Source organism: Flavobacterium kingsejongi, assembly GCF_003076475.1.
GTDB lineage: Bacteria > Bacteroidota > Bacteroidia > Flavobacteriales > Flavobacteriaceae > Flavobacterium > Flavobacterium kingsejongi.
Window position 1 is genome coordinate 355,442 of sequence record NZ_CP020919.1, and the last position, 13,264, is coordinate 368,705.

General features: G+C 38.5%; 14 protein-coding genes. 3 read left to right on the forward strand and 11 right to left on the reverse strand.

Annotation, left to right across the window (positions count from 1 at the left end; translation table 11 throughout):
• The first annotated feature begins 4 nt into the window (after positions 1–4).
• Together FK004_RS01620 and FK004_RS01625 are read left to right on the forward strand one after the other, a co-directional pair.
• Positions 5–823: a mechanosensitive ion channel family protein gene (locus tag FK004_RS01620; protein ID WP_108735670.1), complete on the forward strand. Its 819-nt coding sequence runs from the start codon at positions 5–7 to the stop codon at positions 821–823.
• Between the two features lie 41 nt (positions 824–864).
• The gene (locus FK004_RS01625) at positions 865–1,560 is read left to right on the forward strand and encodes a hypothetical protein (RefSeq protein WP_108735671.1); all 696 of its coding nucleotides are present in this window, start codon (positions 865–867) and stop codon (positions 1,558–1,560) included.
• On the opposite strand, the gene tsaB is transcribed toward FK004_RS01625, so the two are convergent.
• From tsaB to FK004_RS01660, 7 genes are all read right to left on the reverse strand, one after another.
• Positions 1,482–2,219 carry a tRNA (adenosine(37)-N6)-threonylcarbamoyltransferase complex dimerization subunit type 1 TsaB gene (gene tsaB, locus FK004_RS01630; RefSeq protein ID WP_108735672.1) on the reverse strand — a complete coding sequence of 246 codons (738 nt, stop codon included), beginning with the start codon at positions 2,217–2,219 and terminating at the stop codon, positions 1,482–1,484. The genes FK004_RS01625 and tsaB overlap by 79 nt on opposite strands.
• A gap of 20 nt (positions 2,220–2,239) precedes the next feature.
• Entirely contained in the window at positions 2,240–3,541 is a 1,302-nt protein-coding gene (locus FK004_RS01635; protein WP_108735673.1) for an efflux RND transporter periplasmic adaptor subunit, read from the reverse strand.
• 7 nt (positions 3,542–3,548) lie between these two features.
• A complete protein-coding gene (locus tag FK004_RS01640) occupies positions 3,549–4,922 on the reverse strand; it encodes a TolC family protein (protein WP_108738718.1) in 1,374 nt (457 codons plus the stop codon).
• Positions 4,923–4,969: 47 nt separating this feature from the next.
• Positions 4,970–6,067: an efflux RND transporter periplasmic adaptor subunit gene (locus FK004_RS01645; protein ID WP_108735674.1), complete on the reverse strand. Its 1,098-nt coding sequence runs from the start codon at positions 6,065–6,067 to the stop codon at positions 4,970–4,972.
• A gap of 66 nt (positions 6,068–6,133) precedes the next feature.
• Positions 6,134–7,402, reverse strand: a complete 1,269-nt coding sequence (locus FK004_RS01650) for an ABC transporter permease (protein WP_108735675.1) — start codon at positions 7,400–7,402, stop codon at positions 6,134–6,136.
• 2 nt (positions 7,403–7,404) lie between these two features.
• Positions 7,405–8,652 (reverse strand): ABC transporter permease, encoded by a 1,248-nt coding sequence (locus tag FK004_RS01655; protein WP_108735676.1) that lies wholly within the window; start codon positions 8,650–8,652, stop codon positions 7,405–7,407.
• Positions 8,645–9,346 (reverse strand): ABC transporter ATP-binding protein, encoded by a 702-nt coding sequence (locus FK004_RS01660; protein ID WP_108735677.1) that lies wholly within the window; start codon positions 9,344–9,346, stop codon positions 8,645–8,647. The genes FK004_RS01655 and FK004_RS01660 overlap by 8 nt, the downstream gene beginning before the upstream one ends.
• A gap of 273 nt (positions 9,347–9,619) precedes the next feature.
• Here FK004_RS01660 and FK004_RS01665 point away from each other — a divergent pair, with 273 nt between their 5' ends.
• Positions 9,620–11,005 carry a DUF4403 family protein gene (locus tag FK004_RS01665; protein WP_108735678.1) on the forward strand — a complete coding sequence of 462 codons (1,386 nt, stop codon included), beginning with the start codon at positions 9,620–9,622 and terminating at the stop codon, positions 11,003–11,005.
• Between the two features lie 65 nt (positions 11,006–11,070).
• Here the strand turns inward: FK004_RS01665 and FK004_RS01670 are convergent, their stop codons facing one another.
• The 4 genes from FK004_RS01670 to FK004_RS01685 are packed head-to-tail and all read right to left on the reverse strand — an operon-like array spanning position 11,071 to position 13,197.
• Positions 11,071–11,280: a hypothetical protein gene (locus tag FK004_RS01670; RefSeq protein WP_193844349.1), complete on the reverse strand. Its 210-nt coding sequence runs from the start codon at positions 11,278–11,280 to the stop codon at positions 11,071–11,073.
• A 28-nt stretch (positions 11,281–11,308) separates the two neighbouring features.
• Complete coding sequence (locus FK004_RS01675) at positions 11,309–11,851, reverse strand: DUF420 domain-containing protein (protein WP_108735680.1); 543 nt, start codon at positions 11,849–11,851, stop codon at positions 11,309–11,311.
• A gap of 1 nt (position 11,852) precedes the next feature.
• Positions 11,853–12,548 (reverse strand): SCO family protein, encoded by a 696-nt coding sequence (locus FK004_RS01680; protein ID WP_170108573.1) that lies wholly within the window; start codon positions 12,546–12,548, stop codon positions 11,853–11,855.
• A 7-nt stretch (positions 12,549–12,555) separates the two neighbouring features.
• A complete protein-coding gene (locus FK004_RS01685; protein WP_108735682.1) occupies positions 12,556–13,197 on the reverse strand; it encodes a hypothetical protein in 642 nt (213 codons plus the stop codon).
• Positions 13,198–13,264: the final 67 nt, after the last annotated feature.

A 13,264-nucleotide genomic window follows, 5' to 3' on the forward strand; every position in this document is an offset into this window, starting at 1 on the left:
GACTATGGATTTTTATAGCATTGATTTTTACGTAGAGCGAACAATCAAATTCTTAATTGCCTACTCCCCAAAAGTTATTGCAGCGCTATTAACGCTCATCATTGGATTGTTCATTATCAAAATGTTCCGTAAACTCATGACGACGCTCATGACAAAACGGGAAATGGAACCTACTCTTTTAAAATTCTTAACGGATCTTTTTACGTGGGTAATGCGAATTCTGCTTTTCGTAAGTGTGGTTACAAAATTAGGGGTAGAAACTTCTTCATTTGTTGCCATTATTGGTGCTGCCAGTTTAGCTGTTGGTCTTTCCCTTCAGGGATCGCTGTCGAATTTCGCCGGAGGAATGCTGATTATATTATTTAAGCCTTTTAAGGTAGGACATACTATTGAAGCACAGGGCGTCAATGGTACCGTGATGGAAATTCAAATTTTTGTAACCCGCATATTAACTGGCAACGGACAAACTGTTTTTGTACCTAATGGTGCTTTATCGAATGGCGTGATTACTAATTTTACGTATCAGGGCAACCGACGCGCCGAGCTTACAATTAGCATTAGCTATAGCTCAGACATAACGGTAGCTATGAAAATAATACAACACACCATGGAGGAAAACCCATTAATACTTAAAGAGCCTGCACCAGCAGTAGCGATAAAAGAATTAGGAGCCAATGTAATCCTTGTAATGCGTCCCTGGGCAAAAAATGCTGATTTCGGAAACATGACTTCCGAAATCCTTCGCCAATGCAAAGAAGCATTGCAAAGTGGTGGAATTGAAATCCCCAATGGGGTATCTGAAATCAAAATCAAAAATGATTAGTCACAATAAATTATTATATTTATAACCTAAATTAAAACAACATGAAAAAAACATTTTTTACAATTCTATTTTTAGGATTATCTGTTTATTCTTCACAAGCTCAATTTTTGTTGGATAAACTTGATCCTTCTGGAGCTTCAGGAGGTGCCCTAAGAAATAAATATTCCAATGCAAAAAAAGAAGGAATTGAAGGTAGCCCTTACCCTCATCCGAATTTTAGTTTAGCTAATATTGAAGGTATCCCAAACAATATCATGATGCGGTATAATGGAGGGAAAGATGAACTTGAATATATCATTGAGAACGAAGGCAAAAGGGATACACTGGTATTACGAAAAGTAGATCCATTAAAGACTGTAGTATTTAAAAACAATACAACTTATAAATACTTACCTTATGTTGATCATAAAGGGGTTGCTACTGAAGGCTATTTAATTCTTGTGAATGAAAAAAATAATGTTGGACTGTATAAAAAAGAATCAATATCATTATTACCTGCACGAAAAGCGTCAAACTCATATCAGGCCAGCACACCTGCAAAATATGCTAGAACAGAAGATCGATATTTCTTAAAAACAGAGAATGGCACTTCACCATTCCCAGACAGCAAGAAAAAACTATTGGCTTTATATCCGGATAAAAAATCAGCTATTGAAACTTACCTAAAAGAAAATAAAATATCTTTCAGTAAAGAAAGTGACCTGATCAAACTTACTGCTTTTATTGCTACGATGTAAGTTTTTTTTGTCATCATAAAATCCTTTAAATAATAAGGTTCAAAATAAGCGACATCAACAGTGTCGCTTATTTTGTATTTGGCATAGCTGAGTGCACTCATTTCATTTGCTGAAGGATATACAATAGCGTCATTATAGACAAAATGATCCGCATTGAGTACTGCTTTGCATTTTGCGGCTCCATCACCGATAAGATAGGCTTTGGTCGTTATTTCTGAAAAGGAATTTTCCTCAATAATCTCCGCTTTAATTTCCCGTATTTTTTGCTGGTTTGCATCAAAAACGGCACTAAATACTTCCATACGTCGGGCATCGATCATTGGAATTACCAGACCATCTTTCTCTTTCACCTGTGCCGCCAGTACCTGAAGTGTATCAACAGCGATCAAAGGGATATCCAGTGCATAGCATAATCCTTTTGCTGCAGAAACCCCGATACGCAGTCCTGTATAAGAACCCGGTCCCTGACTTACGGCTATCGCGCTTAGATCAGTTAGTTTAATATGGGAAGCTTCCATAATTTCTCCGATAAAAACATGAAGCTTTTCGGCATGCGAATACCCTTGTTCTGCAATTTCCATGCATTTTATCGTCTGTCCGTCTTTTGCAAGTGCCACAGAACAATTCTTCGTGGCAGTTTCAATATTAAGAATATACATTTATTCGTATTTTAATCCAGCTATTTTTTTTTGTCCAGTTCTGATTTCGTAAACACTAAATCATTCGGTTTAAGTTCTTTTGTAACCATAGTATAAGGGCCAACGATCACCGTTTCTCCTTTTTTAAGGCCTTCTGTAATTTCGATATTGGTATCATCCTGAATCCCTGTTTTTACAACCCGTAATTGTGCCTTATCGCCAACTTTAATAAAAATACATTCAAATTTTTTATCATTTTTAGCGGCTATATTATTCCCCTCTCCGGCTATATTGCCACTAATGGCTTTCGATTGGGATACTGAAGTCGTATCCGTTTTGATCACCACAGCACTAATCGGTACGGCAATAACATTTTCTTTTCTTTTGGTTATGATATCTACGGTCGCAGTCATCCCTGGGCGGAATGGAGAATAACTATCCGGTTTTCCAACCAGCAAATCCTCATACGATTCCTTCAAAATCCTAACTTTAACTTTAAAATTTGTTACCTGGTCTGCGGTTAAAGCAGCGCTGGCTGAATTGGAAATACTGGTAACAATGCCTTTAAATTCTTTTTTCAGGTAAGCATCGACTTCCACAACCGCCGAATCACCAACACTTACTTTGACAATATCATTTTCATTCACATCCACTTCCACTTCCATATTGTTTAGGTTGGCAACACGCAGGATTTCGGTCCCTGTCATTTGTTGTGTCCCTAATACACGTTCACCTAATTCTACCCCAAGGCTGGATATTGTACCATCTGCCGGAGCAAAAATACTTGTACGTCCCAAATTATCACGGGCTTCACTAACAGTTGCGGTAGCGCTCTGCACATTAAAATAAGCGGACTCTTTACTGGCTCTGGCAACTTCATAGGTTGAAATGGCTTTGTCCCATTCTGAACGGGATATAATACCTTTATCAAATAAGACCTTACTTCTGTCATAACTTGCCTTTGCTTCTTTAAACTGGGCATCGGCCTGGCTTAAACCGGCTTTGGTCCCCGAAAGGCTGGCTACAGAACGGTTCAGTCCGGAAGTATATAAATCAGGATTTATTTTAACCAGTAACTGACCTTTTTTAACCACCTGCCCTTCTTTGACAGGCAATTCTATAATTTCACCTGAAACCTCAGATGAAATTTTTACCTCAATTTCCGGTTGAATTTTTCCGGTGGCTGAAACCGTTTCAATAACAGTAATCGCGTTTGATTGTGCTACCTCTACTTCTTTACCTTTGTCTTTATTCCCGATTACTCCTTTTTTTGAAAGGACCAACAAGGCAATAATTACAACGATAATAACTCCGGATAAAATGAAAATTGATTTTTTTGACATAACTTCTTTATTTTTGAATAATAGGGATTCCGAAATAAAATTCTAATATTTTTACCCGGAACATGTAATCATATTTCGTTCTCAAAACTTCAGACTGCGCATTTGCGTACAAGGTTTGGGACTGGTTGAGATCAAGCGTATTGATCAATCCTACTTCATAGCGTTCGGTGGCATAACGGAATGCTTCTTTTCTGGCTTCCACAGCCACTTCGGCAGCCTCATATGATTTCAAAGCTCCCTGTGCATCTGTAAAAGCAGTATATACATTGCGCTCCAGATCTAATTCTGATTGCTCATAGGCTATTTTAGAGCGTTCTAATGCCACTTTAGCACGTTGCACGTTATTGCGTACAGAGAAGCCATTTAAGATCGGTACGCTAAGTTGTACTCCAAAGGTATGCCCTTTATTATCTACAAACTGATCCCAGAAACGGGGTGCCGGAATAGTTGTAAATTGATTATTCCCTAAACTCACCGGAATATCGGAATAGGAGATACGGGTATTAAAATTATAAAATCCCTGTAAGGAAGGCTGGTAACCTCCTCGTGCAATTGTCACATCTTTTTCGGCAACTTCCAAATTTGCTTTGGCAATTTTCAGTTCTGTACGTTGTTCTTTTGCTTTGGCATAAATTGCAGAAGGCAACTCCATCATCACTGCATTTTCTTTGGAATCATAGTCTTCATCTGCCACATCAAAATTCTGGAAATCGTCCAGTTGTAATAATTGTGCTAAACTTAATTTAGAGATTAGCAATTGGTTTTCAGCCGCAATTTTCTTTTGGTTGTCACCCGAAACTGTTGCTTTTATATCTAAAAGATCACCTCTCGGTAATGTCCCTGCATCAACGAGTTGCCCTGTACGGTTCATTTGTATGCTATCCAGATGTAATAATTCTTTCTGTACTTTTAAATTCTCCCGGTTAAATAAGACCTGAAGATACGCATTTGCTACGTTTAAAGCGACATCCTCCTGCATTTTTAATAGCTGGTATTGTGATGCAATCAGTGCCAGTTTAGACCTACGGAAAGTATTCTGGTGCTGGAGTCCTTTATAAATATCAATTCCTACGGTCCCGTTAAAAGAACTGTTTTGGGTCGTCTGGATCTCCAAAATACCGGTTGTGACATTTTGTGTAAGACCATTGATCCAGTTGTGCTGACCAGAGGCATTGATCGTTGGAAGGAAATTCCCACGTGCTACTTTTTTATCAATTTGTGACGACTCATAGTCCAGCTTTGACTGTCGGATTGAAATATTTTTCTCCAATGCATAATTTACGCATTCATTGAGCGTCCACTTCTTCACTTGCGAATATGCCGCATGATTCCCTAAGCCCAGCAGAATACAACTAAAAACAGTAAAAATTAATCTCTTCATTTTTATATTATTATCGGCATCCAAAGATGCAAAGTTATTGACTTTTATTATTGCTTAACCTGGTTCCAGACTTTTATTTTATCATTTTTAGAAATCCCTTTCTTAATTTCTACATAAATTCCATCACTGATTCCAAGTTCTACGTCTCTGCGTTCAAATTGCTGAGCCCCTTTTTCGACTTCAACAAATGGTTTTTGGGTCTTTCCATCAAACTGCAACAACGCTTCTTTAATGGCAATTACATTTTCAGCTTTGCCCAGAATAATAGAAGCATTGGCACTCAATCCCGCACGGATAAAAGTTGCATCCCGATTCTTTAGTGTCCCTTTGATAGCAAACTGCACCGCACCGTTTTCTGCTACACCTTTTGGCGCTATATAATCCAGCACCGCATCAAATTTTTTATCTTCAACGGCTCCAATAGTGATCTCCAGCGGCAACCCCAATTTAATCTTTCCCACTTCAGATTCATCCAGTTTACCCTGAAAAATCATATTATTCACATCCGCAAGGCTCACAATAGTTGTCCCTTCATTAAAGTTATTACTTTCGATAATCTGATTCCCTACTTTAATAGGCACTTCCAGCACCATTCCCGAAACCGTAGAACGAATCATGGTATTCGCGACATTATCAAATCCTTTTGAGGTTCCTGTGCGGACAATTTCCACACTTTGGCGTGCAGCATTGTACGATTGTTGCGCTTGTTTGTAAGCGGCTTCTGCAGTATCATAATCATTTGCTGAAATTACCCCTTTATCAAAAAGCGTTTTTTGCCTGTTATATAATTTCGTTTCATTGTCCAGTGCAATTTTAGCAGTAACCAGTTGATTCTGGGCACCACTCAGGTTGGATATATTAGGTACTACCCGGACTTTCGCAATCGGGTCACCGGATTTAACATCATCTCCCGCTTCCACATAAATTTCCTCTACAATCCCGGATATATTTGGTTTGATTAATACCTCTTCTTTTGGAACGATACTCCCGGTGGCCACTGTATTTTTGATAATCGTTTTGGTTTCCGGTTGCTCTGTAGCATAAATGACGGGAGACTGGCTGTTTTTTTGAAATAAATAATACAGCGATGCCCCAAAAATCAGCACCAGAAAAAGTAAGATAAGAAAGGTTGTTCTTTTTTTCATTGTAATAAGATGTTTATAGTGTATGTGCCCAATCCTGTACCTGGACTATTTTTTTTTAAAAATTTGTTATTCTGTTCGTAATGCATCAATTGGTTTCACGCGTATTGCTGTTTGTGCCGGTATAAAACCAGCCAGCAGTCCGGCCCCTATCAAAATCATAAGTGCAACAAAAACGACCCAAAGATTTACAGTCGGGTTAGCAAACATTACTTCGTTTTTATTCACAATTCCATCGAGTTGTTTATTGGCAATCCATATAATTCCTGTTGCAAAAGCAATCCCTGTCATTCCTGCTAATGTGGTAAGCACTACCGATTCTGTCAGTATCTGTGCACGGATCACCCAGGGCGTAGCCCCCAAAGCCCTTCGTATACCAATCTCCCGGGTACGTTCTTTTACTACAATCAGCATGATATTTACAATACCAATAACCCCAGAAAAAAGGATTAAAATCCCGACCAAATAAGAAACGGCTTTCAATATTGTAAAGAGCCCATTGATTTTACTATATTCCTGATAGAGGTCAAAATTACCAATTGCACGATCGTCCAATGGGTTAATCTTGTGCCTTTGTTTGAGCAAGGCTGTTATTTTTTCCTTCAATACCGTAATCGATTCATCATCATTGGCCGTAATAACCATCCAGCCCACTACATCTCCATAATTAAAAACCTGTTGAAATGTGGTAACAGGAATAAAGGCTTGCTTCTGTTGTGCTTCGGCATTCCCTCCCATGGTAGAATTACTATGGTATACTCCAACCACCATAAAATTAACCCCACTGAGCTTTATATAAGAACCCAGTATTTCTTCTCCTTTAGTATACAGCTCATCCACAAGTGCCTGCCCGATTATTACTACTTTTCTTTTTTGCTCAATATCCGTTTGATTGATGAATCGCCCTTTCAGGATATCCATCGGCTGCTGAAGTATAAACTCCGGACTGTCCCCATAAATCGTATAAGCACCTGTTTTGGTTCCTCGTACCACATTATTTTTACCTCTAAAATCTCCAAATTCATTCCGTGGAGAGACATACTTCAATCCTTTTATCTCCCTTTTCAGGGCTGCAACATCGTCATTTTTAAAATTAAAAGACCGGCCTTGTGGCAATCCCTGATAAGGTTTGGATGTCGAATTCGTCCAGATAAACATCGAATTCGTTGACATTCCGCCGAACCCCCTTTTCACACCATTCTCAAGTCCAGTGCTGGCCGCAAGTAAGATCACCAGGATGAAGATGCCCCAAAAAACCCCAAATGCGGTCAAAAAAGTCCGAAAGGGATTACTGGTCAATGCTTCCATGACCTCTGACCATTTATCTCTACTAAACATACTTATTCATCTCTTAATGCGATTATCGGTTTAATTTTTGCGGCGCGATATGCCGGAATAAATCCTGCAAACGCTCCCGCAATTACCAGAATCAACAACGTTGTTATGGCAATATTAAAATCTACTTCAGGATGGTAGAAAAAATCACTTTGTACCATTGGCCCAATGAACTCCCAAACGAGCATGCCCAAAAGCAAACCTGTAAATCCTGCAATAGTAGTCACGAAAACAGATTCCTGTAAGATCATCGTGATAATAGATAATGGCGGTGCGCCTAATGCTTTTCGGATACCAATTTCCTTTGTGCGCTCTTTGACAATAATTAGCATAATATTCCCAACACCTACCACGCCGGCAATAATAGTTAAAATCCCGACGGTCCAAAAGAAATACCGTATAATATCGGTCATCATATATACTTTTTTCGCCTCTTCCAATGAACTGTGAATTGTTATTGCCCCTTCATCATCCGGTGCTACAGTGTGGTTTTTACGTAACATGACACCCAATTGTTTTGCAAAAGCATCCGATTCGGCTACAGCCTGGTCGAACGAAGCCCTTTTCTCAAGTGTGTACGCAAGGCTACGGATGGTATCGCCAGCGCTAAATGCTTTCTGTGCTGTTGAAATGGGCAGAAACACCCTGCTTTCTTCCCGTTCCCCTCCCGGATCGGTAAATACACCAACAACGGTATACATCCCTCCAGCAATATTAATTTTTTGGCCTAAAGGCTGTTCTCCTTTTTTAAAGATATCATTGGAGACTTTATTTCCGATTACGGCCGATTTTTCAAAATTCTTTAAATCGGAATAATTGATAAAACGGCCTTTTAGCATTCCTGCATTTTCGATAAACTGATAATCAGGATGTACCCCTTCCACACGATACGTTCCGGTTTCTTTACCGAATACTACATTACCACTCCAGATACTGTATACGGAAGATTTATTCTCCAGATTTTCTCCAAACTGGCGTACGGAGTTATCGAAATCGAGGTTATGCAATTGGATTCGCCTTCCCAAATTAAGGCCTTTGTATTCTTTTGTCGTTACATTCGTCCATACCGAAATCCGGTTAACGGCATCCTGCTCGAACTGTTTTTGAATTCCGTTTTCAATTCCCTTACCGGCACCTAATAAAATCACGAGGATAAAAATCCCGGACGCAACCGAAACCCCCGTAAGGATTGTACGAAGTTTATTTTTAGATATGGCTTCAAAGATTTCCTGCCAGCGTTCAAGGTTAAACATAGTTTGAGGCTCTGATTTGGGTTACAGGTTTATCTTCTATAATCAGTCCATCTTTGAGGTTGACAATTCGTTTGGTCATTTCTGCAATATCGGGCTCATGGGTAACGATAAGAATGGTCTTTCCTTCATCATTAATCCCCTGTATCAGATCCATAACCTCATAGGAAGTCTTGGTGTCCAATGCCCCTGTAGGCTCATCAGCCAGCAAGACCTTAGGGTTTGAAGCCAGCGCACGGGCAATAGCTACCCGTTGTTTCTGCCCACCCGACATTTCATTTGGTAAATGATGCGACCATTGTGCGAGCCCTACTTTTTCGAGATAATGCATCGCAATGTCATTTCTTTCTGCTCTTTTAACGCCTTGATAATATAAGGGCAGTGCAACATTATCTAATGCACTTTTATAATTGATCAAATTAAACGACTGGAAAATAAAACCTAAAAACTGGTTTCGGTATCGGGAAGCAATGGTTTCATTCAGATTTTTTATGGGAACATTATCGAGTATATAGCTGCCACTATCTGCTTCGTCCAATATACCAATGATATTCAATAAGGTAGATTTACCCGATCCCGAAGATCCCATGATTGAAACCAGCTCTCCTTCTTTTACCGAAAAATTAATCCCCTTTAAAACATGGAGTTCTGTAGTGCCTGTCGTATAAGACTTGTGCAAATCTTTAATTTCAATCATATTTGCTAATTTAGAGAGCTTCTATATTGGGATAAAAATAAAAAAATTTAATCATATTAAAGTTTAATATTGCGCTTAAATTGGTAGTCCTCTTCTTATGAACTATTAATTCTTCATATTAGTATCTTTGGCTAACGAATTGTTACAAGACCAACAGTATAAAATGCAAAAAAAATAAAATTAACCGATTCATTGATTATTAAAATTATTTTTGGAGACCGCGCATATTATTCAAACTTCTTCTGCTACTTTTGCGCTATCAAATCCTTTCAAATGAAATGCATAGCGCTCTTATTTACAGTCCTGCTATTTTCAGGCTGTTCTGTTACACAAAAAATTGATACGGTAAAACCCGAACCCGATACTACGGGTGTGATTGCTTATGAAACTGAAACGTCCTTTATCAACATGCCAGTTTCTATCAAACTCAAAGACATCGCATTCCAGACCAACAAAATCCTAAATGGCCTCATCTATGAAGATAATAACATTACTGATGATGCCCTGGAACTTAAAATCTGGAAGCAGGCACCTATAGAAATCAAAGAAGAAAATGGAAAGATAAAAACCATTTTACCACTGAAAATACTCGCTAAATACCGTTATGGCACCCAGGCATTTGGTGTTTCAATGTATGACACACGTGAATTCAATATGAATGGAGTGATAACTCTGGTTAGTGACATCAATCTGAGCAACTGGAAAGTCCAGACCACAACTTCCTTAAAGACGCTGGACTGGAAAGAAAGCCCTTCCATAAACATTGCCGGAAAAAGTGTTGCCATTACCTACCTGATGAATCCAGCGATACGCATTTTTAAATCAAAATTGGAAAAGACAATCGATGACGCCATGAAAAAATCCATGGATTTCAAACCCAATGTCATGGATGCTTTGGCAAAAATTTCAAACCCGGTAGAAATGAGTGCCGCTTATGAATCCTGGTTACGCCTTGTACCCCTGGAACTCTATTCCACTGATGCCGTATTAAAAAAAGATGTGATCACCATGGAAATGGGGCTCAAATGCAATATGGAAACGTTTATTGGCCAGCAGCCAAAGAACAATTTCGACAAAGACAAAATTATATTGAAGCCTGTAACAAAAATGCCTAATGAGATTACTGCCAATATTGCTGCTATTTCTACTTATGCAGATGCGGCAAAAATCATGAACAAGAACTTCCAGGGACAGGAGTTTGGTTCCGGAAGCAAAAAAGTAAAAGTCTTAAATGTTGATTTATGGCAGAAAGACAGCAAGATGATTATTGCGCTTCAATTATCAGGCTCGTTGAACGGAACCATTTACCTCGCCGGATACCCACAATACAACAGCCTTACGAAAGAAATTTATTTTGATCAGCTGGACTATGTAGTCGACACCAAAAGCCGCCTGATTAAAACAGCAAACTGGCTGGCACAAGGAATGATTTTACGAAAAATGCAGGAGAGCTGCCGTTATTCTATACAACCCAACCTGGAAGAAGGAAAGGCGAATATGATGAAGTACCTATCCAACTATTCCCCTATGCCTGGTGTTTTCATCAATGGAAAATCAGACGGAATCGAATTCAAAAAAATCAAGCTTACTTCCAATGCGATCATTGCATTCCTTTCGATCAAAGGAAAAATAAATGTCAGTATTGATGGGTTGCAATAATCCATCAGGCATAAAAAAAGGGCGAATTTTATAAATTCGCCCCTTTTTTATGTGGTCATTTCAGTTTATACTTTTGCCTTTCTTATCCTGTAGATTACAAAACCAATCAAGCCTACGAGTATATAAGGAAAAGCCATCAGGTATACTATTCCGTCATTAACCGATTCTGCTTTCACACCGCCTTCTTCCGTTTCCAATACAGCACGGCACATGGCACATTGGGCATTGGAAGTCATTGAAATCAGATACAGGGCTACTATATAGAGATACTTCATGATAGATAAATGCTTTTAAAATTTCTATTTATTGTATGTAATACGGTGAAATCATCAAATACACAATTACACCTGTGATAGCAACATAAAGCCAAATTGGAAAGGTGATACGTGCTATTTTACGGTGCCTGTCAAAACGTTGTGCCAAAGCCCTCACATAACTGATCAGGACCAATGGAATAATGATAATAGATAAAATGATATGGGTAATCAGGATCAGAAAATACACTAAGCGCATCGTTCCTTCTCCACCATATTTGGTTGATTCCGATGTCATGTGGTAAGCAACATACATCCCGAGAAAAGCTACAGATAGCGCGATAGCCGTTTTCATCAGATTTTGATGCAACTGCACCTTTTTATTTTTAATTGCCCAAAATGCCAGCAGCAACACCACTGCAGTAATCCCGTTTATCGTTGCGTATATTGGAGGCAGAAAGGTCAATGGTTTTACATCAAAACCAAAGTCTTTTAACTTTACAAAGAAAAGAATGGCAACTACTACCGGAATTGCAATCGATAAGACTGCGATCCAAACATTATACTTTTTTTCAATTGCTGAATTTTCCATATTATTCTGCTAATAATTTTCTGATATCTTCTTTAATCATGGCAAGGCCTTTCTTTTCAATCCCATCATAATACACTATAGGATTGCCAAATTCGTCTTTGCGGCATCGGATATTGCCTTTTTTATCAACCAAAGCAAACAGTCCCGAGTGTTCGAATCCACCTGCTACTTTCGAATTCTGACCGGTATAAATATTAAATCCTTTGTTGGATAAATCATGAATGTACTCCTGATCACCCGTCAGGAAATTCCAGTCTTTGGATTTCACTCCTAAATCCTGAGCATGTTTTTTCAAAACTTCCGGAGTATCAAATTCAGGATTAATGGTAATGGACACAATTCCAAATTGTGGGTTGTTATAAAACAAATCATCAATCACCCTCATATTCTGGTTCATAATCGGGCAAATGGTCGGACAGGTCGAAAAGAAAAATTCTACTAAAAACACTTTACCCTGGTAGTCTTTATTGGATATACGCTGGTTGTCCTGATTGGTCAGTATAAACTGAGGTACTGGACCTACAGTATATAAATCACTGGCTTTATTGACTGATTTTTCATCCGGTCCAATTTTATTCAACCGATCGCCCTGAACCACTTCATGATTCTGGAGCCTGCTTATAATTTTAGGGATGGCATAAATTCCAAAAATCAATATGATAAATGAAATTCCGATGTATGATTTATTCTTCATAATACATTATTTAAATCTGTCTGTCTGCATTATTTTTTTTCAATGCCAATCGGTATTCCGCCAGAATGATTTTCACATCATCCATCATAACATTGTTTAATTCGGAAGGATAAAAGCTATTGTAGCCTTCAAGATAGTTTGTAGCTTCTTTCCTGCCTCTTAGGTTTCGGTCTTTATCTACAATATAAACGTTGGGAGTACCGGTTTTGGAATCCAGCACATCCTTTTTAAGATTCAGGCTCTTATAATAGGCCTGGATTTCTTCGGGGCTGGCAAATACAAAATTCCATTTGGAAGTATCGGTAAAAGCACCTAATTCCGTCAGTAACTGCTTTGCCTGGGCTTCAGTACCTATAGGAGCTACCATTACAAATTGAAAATCCTTAAACTCATAATAATTTTTATAGATCTTCTGATTGAGGTTAAAAGAATTGCCTTTATTGTGTATGAGGTCCTGTCCTAAAAATCCCAAAATGGTAATCTTCTTATCAAGGGTTACCGGATTACCCGACAGGGAAGCCCATTGGTTAACATCTGCAATTTTAGGGGTGATAGTCGGCAATTTACCGAAGTTATTGACACCGGAAGCAAAAAAAAGATAGGCGACAATAGGAAGTACAAACAATATAAAAAGGACAAAAAACTTTTTCATTTGAAGGTGTAAAAAATATAGTGCAAAAATAAAAAAAGACGGTGAGATACCGTCTTTTTTTGTGATT